At 68.0% G+C, this 17,207-nt stretch carries 20 protein-coding genes; 1 reads left to right on the top strand and 19 read right to left on the bottom strand.

Translation table 11 applies throughout. The annotated features are described in order from the left end of the window. The first annotated feature begins 13 nt into the window (after positions 1 to 13). Positions 14 to 433 carry a response regulator gene (locus DFW101_RS11440; protein WP_009181673.1) on the top strand — a complete coding sequence of 140 codons (420 nt, stop codon included), beginning with the start codon at positions 14 to 16 and terminating at the stop codon, positions 431 to 433. Here the strand turns inward: DFW101_RS11440 and DFW101_RS11435 are convergent. The 19 genes from DFW101_RS11435 to DFW101_RS11345 all read right to left on the bottom strand — a co-directional run bounded on the left by DFW101_RS11435 (position 414) and on the right by DFW101_RS11345 (position 17,155). Next, positions 414 to 1,514 (bottom strand): hybrid sensor histidine kinase/response regulator, encoded by a 1,101-nt coding sequence (locus DFW101_RS11435; protein ID WP_009181672.1) that lies wholly within the window; start codon positions 1,512 to 1,514, stop codon positions 414 to 416. The genes DFW101_RS11440 and DFW101_RS11435 overlap by 20 nt on opposite strands. A 56-nt stretch (positions 1,515 to 1,570) precedes the next feature. Further along, positions 1,571 to 2,233 carry a LysE family translocator gene (locus DFW101_RS11430; protein ID WP_009181671.1) on the bottom strand — a complete coding sequence of 221 codons (663 nt, stop codon included), beginning with the start codon at positions 2,231 to 2,233 and terminating at the stop codon, positions 1,571 to 1,573. Between the two features lie 104 nt (positions 2,234 to 2,337). Next, the gene (trpA, locus tag DFW101_RS11425; protein ID WP_009181670.1) at positions 2,338 to 3,108 is read right to left on the bottom strand and encodes a tryptophan synthase subunit alpha; all 771 of its coding nucleotides are present in this window, start codon (positions 3,106 to 3,108) and stop codon (positions 2,338 to 2,340) included. Next, a complete protein-coding gene (trpB, locus tag DFW101_RS11420; RefSeq protein WP_009181669.1) occupies positions 3,105 to 4,292 on the bottom strand; it encodes a tryptophan synthase subunit beta in 1,188 nt (395 codons plus the stop codon). The genes trpA and trpB overlap by 4 nt, the downstream gene beginning before the upstream one ends. Before the next feature lie 107 nt (positions 4,293 to 4,399). Continuing rightward, positions 4,400 to 5,089 (bottom strand): phosphoribosylanthranilate isomerase, encoded by a 690-nt coding sequence (locus DFW101_RS11415; RefSeq protein WP_009181668.1) that lies wholly within the window; start codon positions 5,087 to 5,089, stop codon positions 4,400 to 4,402. Continuing rightward, positions 5,086 to 5,859: an indole-3-glycerol-phosphate synthase gene (locus tag DFW101_RS11410; RefSeq protein ID WP_009181667.1), complete on the bottom strand. Its 774-nt coding sequence runs from the start codon at positions 5,857 to 5,859 to the stop codon at positions 5,086 to 5,088. Before DFW101_RS11410 ends, DFW101_RS11415 begins: the two co-directional genes overlap by 4 nt. Then, positions 5,852 to 6,862, bottom strand: coding sequence for an anthranilate phosphoribosyltransferase (gene trpD, locus DFW101_RS11405; protein WP_009181666.1), 1,011 nt, complete (start codon positions 6,860 to 6,862; stop codon positions 5,852 to 5,854). Before trpD ends, DFW101_RS11410 begins: the two co-directional genes overlap by 8 nt. 30 nt (positions 6,863 to 6,892) lie before the next feature. After that, on the bottom strand, positions 6,893 to 7,276 hold the full coding sequence (locus DFW101_RS11400) for a HEPN domain-containing protein (protein WP_009181665.1): 384 nt from the start codon (positions 7,274 to 7,276) through the stop codon (positions 6,893 to 6,895). A 57-nt stretch (positions 7,277 to 7,333) separates the two neighbouring features. Continuing rightward, complete coding sequence (locus tag DFW101_RS11395; RefSeq protein WP_009181664.1) at positions 7,334 to 7,906, bottom strand: anthranilate synthase component II; 573 nt, start codon at positions 7,904 to 7,906, stop codon at positions 7,334 to 7,336. Next, entirely contained in the window at positions 7,890 to 9,308 is a 1,419-nt protein-coding gene (locus DFW101_RS11390) for an anthranilate synthase component I family protein (RefSeq protein ID WP_009181663.1), read from the bottom strand. The genes DFW101_RS11395 and DFW101_RS11390 overlap by 17 nt, the downstream gene beginning before the upstream one ends. Beyond that, on the bottom strand, positions 9,305 to 10,207 hold the full coding sequence (locus tag DFW101_RS11385; protein ID WP_009181662.1) for a prephenate dehydrogenase/arogenate dehydrogenase family protein: 903 nt from the start codon (positions 10,205 to 10,207) through the stop codon (positions 9,305 to 9,307). The genes DFW101_RS11390 and DFW101_RS11385 overlap by 4 nt, the downstream gene beginning before the upstream one ends. A gap of 103 nt (positions 10,208 to 10,310) precedes the next feature. Next, positions 10,311 to 11,633 carry a 3-phosphoshikimate 1-carboxyvinyltransferase gene (gene aroA / locus DFW101_RS11380; protein ID WP_009181661.1) on the bottom strand — a complete coding sequence of 441 codons (1,323 nt, stop codon included), beginning with the start codon at positions 11,631 to 11,633 and terminating at the stop codon, positions 10,311 to 10,313. A gap of 67 nt (positions 11,634 to 11,700) precedes the next feature. Then, positions 11,701 to 12,891: a prephenate dehydratase gene (gene pheA, locus DFW101_RS11375; protein ID WP_009181660.1), complete on the bottom strand. Its 1,191-nt coding sequence runs from the start codon at positions 12,889 to 12,891 to the stop codon at positions 11,701 to 11,703. A 1-nt stretch (position 12,892) separates the two neighbouring features. Further along, a complete protein-coding gene (locus DFW101_RS11370; RefSeq protein ID WP_009181659.1) occupies positions 12,893 to 13,867 on the bottom strand; it encodes a 3-dehydroquinate synthase II family protein in 975 nt (324 codons plus the stop codon). 5 nt (positions 13,868 to 13,872) lie between these two features. Beyond that, positions 13,873 to 14,670, bottom strand: coding sequence for a 2-amino-3,7-dideoxy-D-threo-hept-6-ulosonate synthase (locus DFW101_RS11365; RefSeq protein WP_009105910.1), 798 nt, complete (start codon positions 14,668 to 14,670; stop codon positions 13,873 to 13,875). A gap of 299 nt (positions 14,671 to 14,969) precedes the next feature. Next, positions 14,970 to 15,545, bottom strand: a complete 576-nt coding sequence (gene rbr / locus DFW101_RS11360) for a rubrerythrin (protein ID WP_009181658.1) — start codon at positions 15,543 to 15,545, stop codon at positions 14,970 to 14,972. Positions 15,546 to 15,567: 22 nt separating this feature from the next. Then, positions 15,568 to 15,885, bottom strand: coding sequence for a carboxymuconolactone decarboxylase family protein (locus DFW101_RS11355; protein WP_009181657.1), 318 nt, complete (start codon positions 15,883 to 15,885; stop codon positions 15,568 to 15,570). Positions 15,886 to 15,927: 42 nt separating this feature from the next. Then, positions 15,928 to 16,551 carry a redoxin domain-containing protein gene (locus DFW101_RS11350; RefSeq protein ID WP_009181656.1) on the bottom strand — a complete coding sequence of 208 codons (624 nt, stop codon included), beginning with the start codon at positions 16,549 to 16,551 and terminating at the stop codon, positions 15,928 to 15,930. Positions 16,552 to 16,567: 16 nt separating this feature from the next. Next, positions 16,568 to 17,155: a peroxiredoxin family protein gene (locus tag DFW101_RS11345; protein WP_009181655.1), complete on the bottom strand. Its 588-nt coding sequence runs from the start codon at positions 17,153 to 17,155 to the stop codon at positions 16,568 to 16,570. Positions 17,156 to 17,207: the final 52 nt, after the last annotated feature.

The following is a 17,207-nucleotide window of genomic DNA, read 5'->3' as shown; positions in this document are numbered from 1 at the left end:
AGGGAGCCGGAACATGACCGCCGGGCCTGCCATCCTGGTGGTGGACGACCAGTTGCCCATGCGCAAGACCATTGCCTACATCCTGCGGCAACTGGGACTCAAAGACATCCATCTGGCCGAGGACGGGGAAGCGGCCTGGAAGATCCTCAACGCCACGTCCGTGGATCTGGTGCTGCTCGACTGGAACATGCCGCGCCTGTCCGGCCTGTCGCTTTTGGAGCGCATCCGCAAGAGCGAGGACTACGCCCGCCTGCCCGTGGTCATGGTCACGGCCGAGGCCAACGAGGAGCACATCCTGGCCGCGGTCGGGGCCGGGGTCACCAACTACGTGGTGAAGCCCTTCACTCCGGAGACGCTGGCCAGAAAGATCCGCGAGGCCCTGGAGGCCCGGCCCCCCCGTTTGGCGCCCGGGCTCAGGCGGCCGGCAGGCTGACCGTGACCAGGGTGCCGGCCGCGTCGCCGGTCTCCATGACGACATCCCCGCCGTGGGCCCGGGCGATCAGCCGGGCCGAATAGGTGCCAAGCCCGGTTCCCTTGGGCTTGCCGGCGGTGGCGTATTTCTCGAAAAACCGTTCCCGCACAGACAGGGGCACGGCCCCCTGGTTGTGGATGGCGATCCGGGCCGTCTCTCCCTCCCGACACAGGTCGATCCGCACCGGCGTGCCGTCCGGCGCGGCCGTAACGGCGTTGTCGATGAGGTTGGCCAGCATGGAATAGCAAAGAAGTTCCTCGCCCCGGACGGAAAAAGCCGCCCCTGCCTCGGCCGGCGCGCCGTGGACGGCCGTTTCCAGGGCCAGGCCACGGCTTCGGGCCGTGTCGGCGTGGACGCCGAGGATTTTCCGGACGAGCCGCACGAGGTCCACCGCGACCGGGGCCAGGGCGTACTGGCCGCGCTCCATCTTGAAAAGGGCCGTGGACAGGTTGACCATGGACAGGATCATGTAGCCGGCGTCCTCGATGAGCGCGAGCATGTCGCGCTGGTCGTCATCCAGGTTTTCGGCCAGGCCAAGGACCTGCGGCAGGCTGATGATGGTGGTGAGCGGGGATTTCAGGTCGTGGCGCATGATCCGCTCCACGTCCTCCTTGAGCTGCGCGTTTTCCAGGGTCACGCGCAGGAGTTCTTTTTCCGAGGCCGCCATCCGGTACTGCGCAAGGGCCGCGTCCAGGGCCCGGGACAGGACGGGAACGGGGCAGGGCTTGGTCAGGAACCGGAAGATGTGGCCTTCGTTGACCGCGGCCATGGCGGCGGTCAGGTCGCCGTGGCCGGTCAGCATGACGGTCACGGCCGTGGGGCACAGCTCCTTGGCCCGTTGCAGAAAGGCCACCCCGTCCATGCCCGGCATGCGCAGGTCCGAGACGACCACGGCAAAGGGGCCCGTTTCGGTGAGCAGGCGCAGGCCTTCCAGCGGGCCCCGGGCCGTGGCCATGTCGTAGCAGCGGCAAAGGCCCCGGCGCAGGGCGTCGAGCACCGCCTGGTCGTCGTCCACGAAAAGGACCTTGGCGCATTGGGGCATGGCGCATCCTCGGAGTTTTTTCCGCCATACCCCAAAAGCGCGCCAAGAGCCAGGAATCAGCCGACGGCCAGGGCGGCGGCGCACCACCAGAGCGTGACGGCAAAAAGCCGGAAGATCCGTTTCAGGGCGCGCGGCGAGGCGGCCATGGTCCGGGCCAGCCAGGCCCCGCCCAGGGCGTAGGCCATCATGCCGCCAAAGGCCAGGACCGCGATGGGCCCGGCCAGGAGGGCCACGTCCCCGGCCCCGGGCAGGCCCGGGACCGCGAACGGCGGCAGCATGGCGGCCAGAAATCCCCAGGCCTTGGGATTGACCATGGCCACCAGCGCGCCTTGGCCGAAGAGCGCGGCCGGGGATGGCGGACCAGCCGTGGCCGGGGATGAAGAGTCGGCCGTGGCCGGGCCGGCGCCAGCCTCAGGGGCAGGGGCGGGGGCAAGGCCGGCCGGAGCCCGCCACAGCCGCAGGCCGAGCCAGGCCAGGTAGGCCGCGCCGCCAAGGCCCGCGACGCGCAGGAGCGCCGGCTGTCCGGCCAGGAGCGAGAGGCCGCCCAGGGCGGCCAGGACCTGCAGGACCGAGGCGCAGACATTGCCGCAGGCCACCACGGCCACGGGCCGCGGGCCGAAGCGCAGGCCAAGCGTCAGGGCCTGGAGCATGGCCGGGCCGGGGGTGAGCATGCCGACGGCCAGGGCGGCCAGATACAGCGGGTAGGTTTGAAGGAGCATGGCGGATTCCCGCGACAGGGAGGCCGCCCGGCCGGGTCGCAGGCCGGCCGGGGGCCGCAGGCCGGTGCCGCATTTACGGAACCGGCCGCCCGTATCCTTGGCGGTCAGCTCCGCCAGCGCTCCATGAATTCGGCCGCCGTGCCGCCGGCGTCGATGTGGGCAATGAGAGCCGAACCGAAGACCACGCCGTCGATGAGGTCGCCAAAGGCTGTCAGCTGGCCGGGCGATTTGATGCCGAAGCCGAGGGCGACCGGCACGTCGAAGAGGCGGCGCACCACTTTGAGCCGTTCGGTGATCTCGGCCGGAAGCGACTCGCGCATGCCGGTGGTGCCAAGGACCGACACGAAGTAGACGTAGCCGCGCGCGGTTTTGGCGTAGGCGGCGAGCCTCTCCTCGGGGGTGTTGAGGCCGATGAGCGGAATCAGGTCCAGGCCGCGTTTGCCAAGGGCCTCCGCCATGGGCCCGGACTCTTCCAGCGGCAGGTCCGGCACGATGCATCCGGCCACCCCGGCCGCGGCCGCGTCCCGGGCCAGGGCGTCCAGGCCGTACTGGAGGAAAGGGTTGTAGTAGCCCATAAGGACCAGCCCGGCCCGGTAACGGCCCTTGCGGCGCGTTAGTTCGCCAAGGAGCCAGGCCAGGCAGGTGCCGTCCAGCAGGCAGGCCAGCGACGCCTTTTCCACCACCGGGCCGTCGGCCACGGGATCGGAAAAGGGCACGCCGATCTCGATCACGTCGGCGCCGCCGGCGTCCAGGGCCGCCAATTCGTCGAAAAAACGTTCCTTGTCCGGGAAGCCGCCCGGCAGGAAGGGAATGAGCGCCTTGCGCCCGGCCCCAAGGGCCTCCATGATGCGGGTGGTCAAAATTGACTGGCTCATGAGGCCGCCCTCTCTCGCTTTTTTTCGTATTCCTCGATGATGCCGAGGTCCTTGTCGCCCCGGCCGGACAGGCAGACCACCACTTGCGCCCCCTTGGGAATTTCGGGCGCGTGCCGCACCACCCAGGCCACGGCGTGGCAGCTCTCCAGGGCCGGAATGATGCCCTCGCGGCGGCACAGGGCGTCGAAGGCGGCCAGGGCCTCGTCGTCCACCACGGTGTCGTATTTTGCCCGGCCCGTGGCGTGCAGATGGGCGTGCTCGGGCCCGACGCCGGGGTAGTCCAGGCCCGGGGCCACCGAATGCGAGGGCAGGATCTGCCCTTCCTTCGTTTGCAGCAGCATGGTGCGCATGCCGTGGAGCACCCCGGGATGGCCGAGGCTCAAGGGCGCGGAGTGGAAGCAGCCCGGCTCGCCCGTGCCCGCCGCCTCCACGCCGACCAGCTTCACGGCGGCGTCCGGCACGAAGTGGTGGAACATGCCGATGGCGTTGGACCCGCCTCCGACACAGGCCACCACGTAGTCCGGCAGCCGGCCCATCTTCTCCAGGCACTGGGCCCGGGCTTCGAGCGAGATGACGGCCTGGAATTCGCGCACCAAAAGCGGAAACGGGTGCGGTCCGGCGGCCGTGCCGAAGCAGTAGTGGGTGGTCCGCTGCTCCGCGATCCAGTAACGCAGGGCCGCGTTGATGGCGTCCTTGAGCGTTTTGGTGCCGGACTCGATGGGCACGACCTCGGCGCCCAAGAGCTTCATGCGCTTGACGTTGTGCGACTGGCGCACCACGTCCTCGGCCCCCATGTAGACGATACAGTCAAGGCCGAGCATGGCCGCGGCCGTGGCCGTGGCCACACCGTGCTGGCCGGCCCCGGTCTCGGCGAGCAGGACCTTTTTGCCCATGTACTTGGTCAAAAGGCCCTGGCCCATGGTGTTGTTGATCTTGTGGGCCCCGGTGTGGTTCAGGTCCTCGCGTTTGAGCCACAGGTCGAAGCCGAGCTCTTTCGACAGGTTCGGACACCGGTAGAGCGGCGAGGGCCGGCCCACGTAGTCGGCCAGGAGGGCGCGCAGTTCCTGCTGGAACGGCTCGCTCGGCACGATGGTCCGCATGGCCTCTTCCAGCTCCAGAAGCGGCGGCATCAGCAACTCGGGCACGAACTGCCCGCCGAATTCGCCGTAATATGCGTTGGTCATTTTTTTTATGCCTCCGGCGGCCGGGGAAACCTTTTTTGCAAAAAAGGTTTCCCCGGACCCCTTCCAAAAAACTTTTAACGGGCTTCGCGACGTGCGCGACAGTTCTGTCAGTCCCCTTTCAGGGGGTCCGGGGGGGATGATCCCCCCGCCGCCGGAGGCATCTTCGCTCCTCCGGCGCAGCCTTTCACGGTCCAAAGTGACCTCCGGACTTTTTCGAGGTCTTTGAGGCCGGGCGAGGACTCGACGCCGGAATTGAGGTCCAGGCCGTGGGGGCTGGCTACGCGCAGGGCTTCGGCCACGTTGTGGGGCCCGAGGCCGCCGGCCAGGAGCCAGGGCATGGGTGGATCGAGTCCGGCCAGGGGCGCGAAATCAAGCGGCACGCCGTGGCCGCCGCCGGAGGTGCCGGCGTCGAGCAGGGCGTAGCGGATGGTCCCGGCAAAGGCGGCCATGGCGGCGGCCAGGCTGGCCGTGTCCGGGTGTTTGGCCGGCCAGAAGGCCCGGATGACCCGGTCCGGCCCGACGGCCCGGCAGAAGTCCGGGTCCTGGCCGCCGTGGAGCTGGGCCAGGTCGAGATCGGCCTCGTCCATGATGGCGAGCACCTCGCCGAGGGTCTGTTCCACGAAGACGCCGACGCGCCGGGCCGAGGTGCGGGGCAGGGCGGCGGCCTGCCCCGGCGTCAGGCGGCGGGGGCTCTTGGCGGCGAAGATGAACCCGAGCAGGTCGGCCCCAGCTTCGGCGCAGCCGAGGACATCCTCCGGGCGGGTCATGCCGCAGATCTTGACCAGGGGCGGGGTCATGACGGCTCCTTGCCGGTCAGTATCGCCAGGGCCGCGCCCGGGTCCGGGGCGGCCATGATGGAGGTGCCGACCAGGACGGCGTTGTAGCCAAGGGTGGCCATGCCGAGGACATCGGCCCGGGAGGTTATGCCACTGGCCGAGATCCAGATGCGGCCGGGCCGCTTGCGGGCGACCATGCGGCGGGAGACGGCCAGATCGGTCTCAAGCGTGTCGAGGTCGCGGTTGTTGACCTGGATGATGCGGGCCCCGGCCGCCTCGGCCCGGTTAAGGTCGGCCTCGTCGAAGACCTCGACCACGGCTTCGAGGCCGGCGTCGTAGGTCAGGGCCAGCATTTCCGAAAGCTCCGGGTCGGTCAGCATGCGCGCGATGAGAAGCAGGGCCGAGGCCTTGGTGGCGGCGGTCTCGGCCACCTGGAGCGGGTGGAGCAGGAAGTCCTTGCGCAGCATGGGCAGCCCCACGGCGCTGATGGCTTCCAGGGAGTCGAGGGAGCCCTTGAAGTAGGTTTCCTCGGTCAGGACCGAGATGGCGGCGGCCCCGGCGGCGGCGTAGAGGGCCGCCACGTCCTCGGGCGCAAGGCCGAGGTTGATGTCGCCGGCCGACGGCGAGGCCCGCTTGTATTCCGCGATGACGGCGATGGGGCCGTGGGCCAAGAGGGCATCGGAAAAGGACGGCCGCTTGTCCGTCAGGGGCATGGGCAGCTTTTCGGCCGCCTCCAGCTCCTTGAGGCGCTTTATGGCCGGGGCCTTTGCGGCCCGGAATTTCTCAAGCATGGGACACGTCCTTGAAAAACGCGGCCGCAGCACCCCGGGCGATGGCGTCCCGGGCCTTTTCCACGCCCTGGCGGAGCGTCAGGCCGTCTTCGAGCAGGTGCAGGGCGCAGCCGAGGTTCAAGGCCACCATGTCGCGCATGGCCGGGTTGCCCTGGCCGGAGAGGACGTCCTTCAGGACCCGGACCGCCTCGTCGCGGCCGGCGACCACGACCTCGCCCGGCTTGTGGGCCGGGATGCCGAGCGTCTGCGGGTCGATGCGCTCGCATTTGATCCAGCCGTCGCGCAGCCAGCAGACGTCGGCCGGGCCGAAGGGGGTCAGCTCGTCGAAGCCGCCGGCCCCGTGGACCACGGCGCCGTGGGAAAGGCCGGTGAGCGCCAGGACCTCGGCCATGAGCCGGACGTGGCGCGAGGTCGGCACGCCGAGGATCTGGTGGGTCGGCCGGGCCGGGTTCAGAAGCGGTCCCATGAGGTTGAAAAGCGAGCGCACCCCGAGTTCCTTGCGGATGGGCCCGATGCGCTTGAAGGCCGGGTGGTAGTTGGGGGCGAAAAGAAAGACGAAGTTGTGCTTGTCCAGTTCCGCGGCCACGGCGTCGGGCTCGACGATGAGCGGAAAACCGAGCGACTCCACGGCGTCGGCGCTGCCGCAGGAGCTGGAGACGGCCCGGTTGCCGTGCTTGACCACCTTGTGGCCAAGGGCCGCGAGATACAGGGCCACGGCGGTCGAACAGTTAAACGAGCAGGTGTTGTCCCCGCCCGTGCCGCAGGTGTCGATGAGCGGGCCCGTCAGGCCGGAAACGAGGCGGGCCTCCTCCAGGGCGGTGGTGACGCCGGCCGCGATCTCCACGGCCGACTCGCCCTTGGTCTTGAGCCCCATCAGGAACGCGCCCACGCACGAGGCCGGCATCTCGCCGGTGTACATGGCCCGGAAGGCGTAGGTGGCGAGTTCGGACGGCAGGTCCTTGCCGATGGCGAGCAGTTCCAGGCATTCGACATGTTTTTCCACGGTGCGGCTCCTTTGGGCAGGGAGTTGGAATTATTTCGTTACTTCCGACAGCTCTTCGCGGGCCAGGTGCATGAAGGTCCTGGCCCGGTCGATCTGTTCGGCGACGATTTCGGGGGTCAGGCCGGTATCGGTCTCGAAGTCGGCCTTGTTGCGCAGGCCCTCGGCCTCGACGAGCCAGCGGTGGAAGACCGGCGGCAGGACATGGGTGTAGGCGAACCGCTGGCCAAAGGCGTCGACCACGCCTTCGGGATCGTGGACGTCGAGTTTGAGGGTCAGCAAAAAGGCCTCGGCCACGTAATGCATGATGAAATAGGCCCGGCTCATGGCGAAGTCGAAGTGGCCCTCGGAAGCCAGCAGCCGGGCGGCGCGCAGGCTGTCGGCGGCTTTGACGAGCAGGGCGGGGACGGTGTTCAAAACGGGTTCCTTGTTGCGGGTTGGACCGGCCGGTGTCCGTCGGACACCGGCAAGCCCCTACAGGATCTTGTCCGGGAAGTTGCCGATCAGCTTCATGCCGTCCGGGGTGAAGACCGACTCCGGGTGGAATTGGACGCCGACCCAGGGGCGGTCGCGGTAGCGCAGGCCCATGACCTCGTTCTGCTCGGTCCAGGCCGTGATTTCGAGCTTGTCCGGGACCTTGGCGGCCAGCACCAGGAGCGAATGGTAGCGGCAGCACTCGAAGGGGTTGGGCAGGCCGTCGAAAAGCCCGGTCTCGCGGTGGTACACCGGCGAGCACTTGCCGTGCATGATCCGGTCGGCCACGACCACCGGGGCCCCGGCGAAATGCCCGAGGATCTGGTGGCCGAGGCAGACGCCGAAGACCGGCGTCTCCTTGGGCAGGCGCTTTAAAAATTCCAGGCACAGGCCGGCGTTTTCCGGGTTGCTCGGGCCCGGCGAAATGCAGACCTTGTCGAGCTTGCCGGAGGCGGCCAGTTCCAATATCTCGGGATCGTCGTTTTTTTTCACCACCGGGTCGTGGCCGTGCTGCTCGAAGGCCTGGACCACGTTGAAGGTGAACGAATCGAAGTTGTCAATAAGTAAAAACATCGCCTTCCTCCTTGGCCGCCAGCACTTCGGCAATGACCCGGGCCTTGTTCTGGCACTCCTTCCATTCGGTCGCGGGATCGGAATCGTAGACGATGCCGGCCCCGGCCTGCCAGGAGACCATGCCGTCCCGGATCCACAGGCTTCGGATGGTGATGCCCGTGTCCAGGTTGACCGCGCCCTCGTCCAGGCCGATCCAGCCGATACAGCCGGCGTAGGGGCCGCGGGGCAGGTTGTTTTCGAGCTCGCCGATGATCTCCATGGCCCGGACCTTGGGCGCGCCGGACAAGGTGCCGGCCGGGAAGGCGCATTTGAGCACGTCCAGGGCGTCGAGTCCCTTCTTGAGCCTGGCCGTCACGTAGGAGACGATGTGCATGACGTGGGAGAACCGCTCCACGGCCATGAACTTCTCCACCTTGACCGTGCCGCGCTCGGCCATGCGGCCGAGGTCGTTGCGGCCGAGATCCACCAGCATGACGTGCTCGGCCCGCTCCTTGGGGTCGGCCAGGAGTTCCTCGGCCAGACGGTCGTCCTCCTCGGGCGAGGCCCCGCGCGGCCTTGTGCCGGCGATGGGGCAGGTGGTCAGCTCGCCGTCGCGGCAGCGGATGAGGAGCTCGGGGGAGGATCCGACGAGGGTCACGCGCGGCAGGCGCATGAAAAACATGTAGGGCGAGGGATTGACCTGCCGCAGCCTTCTATAGACCACGAAGGGGTCGCCGGAGAAGGGGGCGGAAAACTGGGTGGAGAGGACCGTCTGGATGCACTCGCCGGCCCGGATCATCTCCTTGGCCCGGGTGACGCTCTCCATGTAGCCTGCGGCCTCGGGATTGTTGACGGTCCGGCCGATGACCGGCCGGTCCATGGTGGCGAAGATGTTGGCGTACTCGATGCGGGCTTTCTTGCCCTCGTCGAGCGACAGGTGGAGGCACCGGTGCTTGACGTGGTCGAAAAGCACCACCCGGCCGGGCAGGACCAGACAGAATTCGGCCTCCTCGGGCGGCAGAACCGGGGCCAGCTTGGGCTCGAAGATGCCGGCCAGGCCGTAGCCGAAATAGCCGACCAGGGACCGGGTGATGGGCGGGATGTCCGCAAACCCGGCCGGGGCCAGGACGTGCAGGTCGGCCATGACGGCCCGCATCCCTTCCACGAACCCGAGGCCCGTGTGGGCTTCGAGCGGGGCCAGTCGGGCGTCACGGGCGCTGACGTCGAGCCTGCCGGCCTTGAGGCGCAGCCGCAGCCGGAAATCCCAGGCGATCAGGCTGTAGCGGCCCAGCCGTCCGTCCACTTCGGCGCTTTCGAGAAGTATCCCCGGCCTCTCGCCAACCAGCCCCAGGAAGAGGCTTATCGGCGTCTGCACGTCGGCCGGGAGCCACGTCCCTTCCTGCGTAAGCGTGATCGCACTCATGGATTGTCCTTTTTCTCGGTCTTGGCGGTCCACCACGCCTCGGCGCGGCGCACGAGCAAATCCACATCGCCGCCGGCGGCGAGGTTCAGCAAACTGCGGTAATTGCGCACGGCCTCATGGCTGTACGGATTGGCCTCGAAAAGCGCGGCGAAAAGCGCCGCGTCCTGGGTGATGAGCTTTTCCGCCGCCACCAGCCGGCGGGTAAAAGACGGGGTCAGGTACTTTTGCACGTCGCCGCCCGCGGCCTGGGCCGCGAAATAGGCCACGCTGGTCACGAAATTGAGCCCCTGGACAAAGGCCGCCGCCCGGTCGTGCTCCTCGGCCGTGGAGGCGAAGGGGGTAAACCCGATGCGGGCGCACCAGTCGGCGACCGCCGCCGTGGCAAAGGAGTCCCGACCCGGCCGGCCGTCCATGACCGCCACGCGAAGGGCGTCCCCGGGCCCGGGCTCCGGGCCGAAGAGCGGATGCGTGCCGACTACCGGGCCGGGGTAGTGCTCGACCATGCCGGCGATGGGCAGGGTCTTGACCGAGCCGACATCGGCCAGGACCTGCCTGCCGTCCAGGTGCCCGGCCAAAAGCCCGGCCACCTCGGCCGTGGCGTAGACCGGCACGGAGAGAAGCACCATGTCCGCCCCGGCCACGGCCTTCGCGATCTTCTCCGGCGTCAGCGGCCGGTCCAGCTCCCGGACATCCAGGCCCGCCGCGCGGCTCTTGTTGACGATCAGCTTCCCCATTCCCCCCCGGGCCCCGATGACGGCCAGGGTGTTGACGGTGGCCGGCGATTCCGGGGGAGGAAACCCCTTTTTGAAAAAAGGGGTTTCCTCCCCCGGACCCCCACCTTCCCCAAAAACTTTTATCGGCGTAGGCGGGCTGTTCGTTTTATTGTTCGTATCGTTCATAGGCTACTTATTTATAAAGTTAATTTACAAGAACCCGTCGAGGGGGTCCGGGGGGGATCATCCCCCCCGGCCGCCGGAGGCATCTTCTCTTCCCTCCCCCGCCTTATCCCCTGCGCACCTCGTCCCACTTTTCCCAGAATTCCGGGAAGGACTTGGCGACGCAGGCGGGTTCGTCGAGGGCCACCTCGATGCCGGCCAGTTCGAAGAGGGCGGCGGACATGGCCAGCCGGTGGTCGCAGAAGGCGGAAAATGCGACGCGCTCCCCGCGCGGCAGGGGGCGGGGCTTGATGCGCATGCCGTCGGGGAGGACCGTGACGACGGCCCCGGCCTGGATGCAGTTTTCGGCCACGGACTCGATGCGGTCGGATTCCTTGAGGCGCAGGTGGGCCACGTTGCGGATGACGGTCTCGCCGGCGGCGAAGCAGGCGGCCACGGCGACGGTCGGCACGAGGTCCGGGCAGCGGCCCATGTCCAGGTCCTGGCCCACGAGTTCGCTCGGGAAGACGGTGATGCCCTGGCTCGTCATTTCGATGCGCGCGCCCATGCGGATGAGGATGTCGAGCATGGCCCGGTCGCCCTGGAGCGAATCGGCGCGCAGGCCGGTCACGGTGACGGGGGCCTGGCCGATGGCCCCGGCGGCCAGGAAATAGGAGGCGCTCGACCAGTCGCCTTCCACGGCATAGTCGCGGGGGACGTAGCCGGCCGGGCGCATGGCGAAGCGGACCTTCCCGGGAGTGACATCGGTCAGCTTTTTCCAGTCCGTGGCCGTCCAGGCGTCGCCGGAGAGGGTCTCCACGACAAAGGGCACGCCGAAGTCGGAGAGTGTCGAGAGGGTGATGGCCACGTAGGGCCAGGACACGGTCTTTTGGCCGGAAATCTCGATGGTCAGCGGGGCGGTGGCCATGGGCGCGGCCAGGAGCAGGCCGGAGAGGAACTGGGAGCTGTCTTCGAGGGAGATCGACGTGGTGCCGCCGCGCAGGCCCTTGCCGACCAGGACGACCGGCGGGCAGTTGGACTTGCCGAGGTAGAGGGCTTCGAGGCCAAGGGGCATGAGGGCCCGGATCAGCTCGCCGATGGGCCGGTCGTGCATGCGGCCGTGGCCCCGGATCTCGAAGACGCCGCGTCCGGCGGCGGCCACGGCGGTCAAAAGCCGGCAGGTGGTGCCGGATTCGCCGACATCGAGGACGATCGGGTCCTCGGTCTCGGCATCCCCGCCCTGGGGCCGGCCGGCGGTGCCGGAGACGATGACCGAGCCGTCGCTTTGGGGGTGGAAGGCCGCGCCCATGGCGGCCAGGCATTCCCGGGTCCGGGTCAGGTCCTGGCTGTCGAGGACGCCGGTCAATCGGCTCGTGCCGGCGGCCAGGCTCGCGGCGATGACGGCCCGGTGCGACACGGACTTGGATGGCGGGGCGGTGACGGTCGGCATGCGATTTCCTTTTTTCCCGTTCTGGGGGTCCGGGGGGAATGATTCCCCCCCGGAAATCTTTTCTTCCCTACGCTTCTGTTTTTCCCGTGTCGCCATCGGCCAGATCCACCTGCCTGCCGGCCGGGTAGCAGCCGAGGATGCGCAGGCTGTGGGTCTGCTCCTTGAGCGTGGCCAGGAGCTTTTTGTATTCCTCGCGGGTGATGTCGCACTGGAGGTCGGCGAAAAAGACGTACTGCCATTTCTCGCCCCGGATGGGCCGCGATTCGAGCTTGGTCAGGTTGATGCCCTCGCCGGCCAGGTGCGAGAGGACCTGGTAGAGGGCGCCCGGGCGGTTTGGCACGGTAAAAAGGATGGAGGTCTTGTCCCGGGTCTGCTGCTTGGTATCCTCGGGCCCGATGATGAAAAACCGGGTCCAGTTGTCGGGCAGGTCCTCGATGGGGCTGGCGAGGACATGGAGGCCGTGCATGGCGGCCAGTTTCACGTGGCCGATGGAGGCGGCGCGGGGCTCGGCGGCGAGCCTGGCCGCGGCGGCCGCGGTCGAGTCCGTGGGGATGACCCGGGCCGCCGGCAGGTGGGTTTTGAGCCAGGCCGCGCACTGGGCCAGGGGCTGGGGGTGCGAGTAGACGGTGTCGATGGCGCCGAGGTCCGTGGCCATGGACAGCAGGGCGTGGCTCACCCGGCAGGAGATCTCGGCCTGGATGAAGACGGCGTGGCGCTGGAAGTTGTCGAGACTCTGGCCGACCGTGCCCTGGAGCGAGTTTTCGAGGGGCACCACCCCGAGGTCGGCCTGTTTGGCGGCCACGGCCGCAAAGACATCGCCGATGGTCGGCTGGGGCAGGAAGTCCGGGGAATGGCCGAGGGCGGCCATGGCCGCGAAGTGGGAGAAGGTGCCTTCCGGGCCGAGGTAGGCCACCCGCTCGGGGCGTTGGAGCCGGCGGGAGGACGAGAGGATCTCCCGGTAGATGGAGAGGAGGTGGGCGGCCGGCAGCGGGCCCGGGTTTTGACCGGTCAGCCGGTCGAGGACCTCCTGCTCGCGGAAGGGCTTGAAGATGGCGCTGTCCCGGCCGTCCTTGCGGCGGCCGACCTCCAGGCTGTAGGCCGCCCGGCGGTTTAGGAGTTCCAGGATGGCGTCGTCCGTGGCGTCGATGCCCCGGCGCAGATCGAGCAGGGCCTCTTCCAGGGACCCCGTCCGGGCGTCGTCGCCCGGACCGTCGGCCGGCGCGTCGCCCCCCGTGTTGCCTGTCGCGTTGGCAGTCATCTCAGCCTTCCTTGATGTCTTCGGTGATGCGCATGCCGAAATGGCGGCCGGCCACGTCCGTGCGCACGAGCACGGTGTCGCCGACGGCGAGGGTCACCACGCTGACGGGTTTCCCGGCCGGGGTCACGAGCCGGATGGTCTCGGCGTTTTGCAAAAAGACCTTGCCTTCCTTGCCCTCGACCGTGGCCGTTATGAGCAGCATGGGCCGGATTTCGGTCTTGACCCGGCCGACCACGGCCGTCTTGGTGGCCCCGGTGTGGGAGGCGATGAGGACCTCCGAGCCGGCGGCCAGCTCCTCCAGGTACCGGGTCTTGTCGCCGGGCATCTGGCAGTAGGCGTGGACCGCGCCGGCGTTGATCCGGAAGGGCCGGGCCGCCACGTAGGGGTTGGACTCGGTCTCGGCGTTGACCAGGAAGGTGAAGGCCGAGGAGTTGCCGACGAGCATGCCCTCGCCGGTCTTTAAGATGCTGGTCGTGTCCACGCAGACCCGGTGGCCAAGGCCCGCGTGCTCGATGTTGGTGATGACGGCCGGGACCATGTCGAGGGTGCCCTGGGAGAGTTTCAGTTCATTGACGATGGTCTTGAGGTCGCAGACGGCTTCCGGCGTGATGAGGAGCCTGTCCGCCCCGCGCTCCAGGACCCCGGCGGCGAGTCTCGCCCGGTCGAGGCTCTCGCATTCGAGGCCAAGGCCCTCGGTGCAGGCCAGGATGTTCTCGACCGGAATGATCTCCCAGCCCTTGGCCAAAAAGACCGGCCGGCAGGCCTTGAGCGCCTCGACGGCCGTGCCCTCGTCGTCCTTGCAGCAGATGGGGATCATGTCGAATCCGTCCGGGGTCATGACCTTGGTGCGGCCAAGGGCCTGGATTTTTTCCGCGTCGGCCGCCTCGGCCACGAATCCGTCCACGCCGGATTCGAGGCCGAGGGTCACGATATTCTTGTCGAAGGGAATGACTTTGAGCCAGATTTCCTTGGTCATGTCGGCTAGTCCTTCAGGAGTTCGAGGGCCTGGTCCACTTCCCAATCGAGGTGGACGATGCCGTGCAGGGCCTGGACGATCCGGGCCGGCTGGCGGTGCTGGAAGATGTTGCGGCCGATGGACAGGCCCGAGCCGCCGGCCTGGATGGAGTCGTGGGCCATTTGCAGGAGATCGCGGTCGTTGTCCATCTTGGCCCCGCCGGCGATGACCACCGGCACGCAGCAGGCGTCGGTGACCCTGGAAAAGGACTCGATGTCCCCGGTGTAGGGCACCTTGACCACGTCGGCGCCGAGCTCGGTGCCGACCCGGGCGCAGTGGGCCACCACCTCGGCGTCGTATTCGTTTTTGACCTTGGGGCCCCGGGCGTAGACCATGGCCAGGACCGGCATGCCCCATTCGGCCGCCCGGGACGTGGCCTCGCCGAGGTGGGCCAGCATGTCGCGCTCGGTCTCGTCGCCGAGGTTGATGTGGAGCGACACCGCGTCGGCCCCGAGCTTGATGGCGTCCTCGACCGTGGCCACCAGGGCCTTGGCGTTGGGGTAGGGCGAAAGCGAGGTGGAGGCCGACAGGTGGATGATGAGCCCGACGTCGCGGCCCCGGCCCCGGTGTGAGCAGCGGGGCAGGCCCTTGTGCATGAGCACCGCGTTGGCCCCGCCCTCGGCCACCTGGTTGACGGCGTCGCGCATGTCGATGAGCCCCGCGATGGGGCCGACGGTGACGCCGTGGTCCATGGGGACGATGATGGCGCGGTGGGTGTTGCGGTTGAAAATGCGTTCGAGGCGGACGGCTTTACCCAGCAGCATGGCGATCTCCTTCGGTTTGGCCTTTCCGGTGCGGACGCCGGCGTTATGAAAATAAAAAGGGCCGCCGGCTTGATGCCCGCGGCCCTGGAGTGGCTCGTTGCGGTTGATCTAGTTCGACCGCACCCCTCCCTGACCACGGGCGTGGCTAAACCAGAACCAAAAATAAAACCCGGAGGTCAAGTTGGTGAGGGATTGCATGGAGACTAGGGCTACCTGCCGGCGCGGGCCGGTGTCAAGGGTTTTTTTGATGGCCGCGTCCGGCCGGGACCCGGGCCCTGGCCGGACAGGCGCCGGACGGCCTACCAGTTGGACGGCGCGATCTCGAAATAGGCCTTGGGGTGCTCGCAGGCCGGGCATTTGTCCGGGGCGTGGTCGCTCTCCATGGGATAGCCGCAGTTGCGGCAGCGCCAGGTGACTTTTTCGGGGCGGACAAAGACCTTGCCGGACTCGATGTTGTCGGCCAGGGCGGCGTAGCGGCGCTTGTGGAACCCCTCGGCCTTGGCGATGTGCTCGAAGGTGGCCGCCACCTCGGCATAGCCCTCCTCGCGGGCCTTGGCCGCGAAGGACGGATACATGTCGTCTTCCTCGTAGGCCTCGCCGCCGGCCGCTTCGCGCAGGTTGGCCACGGTGTTGCCGATGACCCCGGCCGGAAAGGCGGCCGTGATCTCCACCTCGCCGCCTTCCAGGTACTTGAACAGCCGCTTGGCGTGCTCCTTTTCCTGGTCGGCCGTTTCGGTGAAGATGGCCGAGACCTGCTCGTAGCCTTCCTTCTTGGCCACGGAGGCGAAATAGGTATAGCGATTTCTGGCCTGCGACTCGCCGCAAAAGGCGGTCAGGATGTTCTTCTCGGTCTGCGATCCCTTCAATGATTTCATGCTTTCTCCCTCGTTGGTGGTGTCATTCCTCAAGGTGTTTCTGGACCCATTTGAGGGCCGCCGCCACGGACGGAAAGCCGATGGTGGTGGTCAGGGCCAAAAGCGACTGGTTGATCTCGGCCGGGCTGGCCCCGGCCTGGCCGGCCCGGCGGGCATGACTGGCCACGGCCGTTTCCGAGCCGAGGGCCGCGGCCGCGCCGAGCTGCACGAGCTGGATGGTTTTTTCGTCCAGGGGACCCGAGCCGCGCACGGCCTGGGCCACACCGTCCAGGGCGCGCATGAACTCCGGGAAGTTGCGAAAGAGCGTCTCGTAATGCCGGGGCCGCAACGTTTCGGTCATGGCATGGCTCCTTGCCCGACACCGCACTGCCCCGGGCCGGCGTTACTGGCCGGAATGCACCTGCTCCATGGCTTTTACGAGCGGGCCGAGGTCCGGCCGGGAATTGATGTCGTGCACGTCAATGAACCGGATCACGCCTTTTTTGTCCACCAGAAAAAGGGCACGCTCCGTGGTGCCGTCGGTGCGCAGGATGCCGAGCTTCTGGGCCAGGCCGCCGTGGGGCCAGAAGTCCGAGGCCACCGGAAACCCGAGGCCCCCCATCTGCCGGGTCCAGGCGCAAAGCGTGGGGATGTTGTCGGCCGAGATGCCGACCAGGGCCGTGTCGTTGGCGTCGAAGACGTCTTTCGCGATGTTGTAGCCCGGCCACTGGCTGGAGCAGACCGGCGTCCAGGCGGCCGGAATGAACGACAGGACCAGGTTTTTTTGGCCGAGATACTCCGAAAGCCGGACTCGCCCGCCGCCGACGGCCGGCAGGTCGAAGTCGGGCATGGCCTCGCCCACGGCCACGCGCAGGGTGCTGTCGGTCGGCGGCAACGGCCCAACCGGGCAGATGCTTTGGGACAGGAGCTCCTCGGCCGGCGTCCCGGCCTGGGCGGCGGCCGGCGAGGCGGCCAGGAGCAGGGCCAGCACCGTCAGCAGGCCAAGCGGCGTCCACAAACGGGCCATGGGGCCTCCTTGCCGGTCAGATGCCGGCGGTGCGGGTGATGAGGGAGAGGAAATCCGCCGGCGAGTCGAACTGGCCGAGGCTGGCGCTGACCACGGCATAGCCGCCGCCCGGGCGCTTTTTGAGGATGTAGAAAAAGGGCGTGCCCACCTCGCCCACCCGCTTGTGCACGGCAAAATCGGCGTCGGCGAAAAGCGGGAAGGGCACCGCGTATTTCTTGCGGAAGATGTCCACTTCCACATCCGAGTTGCCGGCCCCGATGCCGATGATCTTGACCCGGTTGGACAGCCCCCGCTTGTCGATGAGCGAATAGAGCGCGTTCACTTCCGGGGCTTCCACCTGGCAAAACGGGCAGTACATGCTGAAGATCTCGACCACCAACACCTCGGCCGCCACCGTGGAGAGGGGCTGGCCGGCCTGGTCGCCGGCCAGGCCCAGATAGCTCGCGGCCTCGGGAGAGAGGGTGCCCGGAAGCGGCACGTCCGGGAACGCGTCGCCGACGGAGAGGGGATGGGCCCCCGGGGCCACGGACGCCTTGACCGCCAGGGCCGGGACGGCGGCGGCAAGGACCAGCACGGCAGCAACAATCGCCAGAACGCTTCGCATGGAGCCTCCGAAAAGGGACGGGTGTCGGGACGGGCGCGGGCCGTCCCCATTC

The sequence above is a fragment of the Solidesulfovibrio carbinoliphilus subsp. oakridgensis genome, from assembly GCF_000177215.2.
In the GTDB taxonomy this organism is placed as follows: Bacteria; Desulfobacterota; Desulfovibrionia; order Desulfovibrionales; family Desulfovibrionaceae; genus Solidesulfovibrio; species Solidesulfovibrio carbinoliphilus.
The sequence above is the reverse complement of the archived record's forward strand: the minus strand, read 5'-3'. Positions and strand labels throughout refer to the sequence as shown.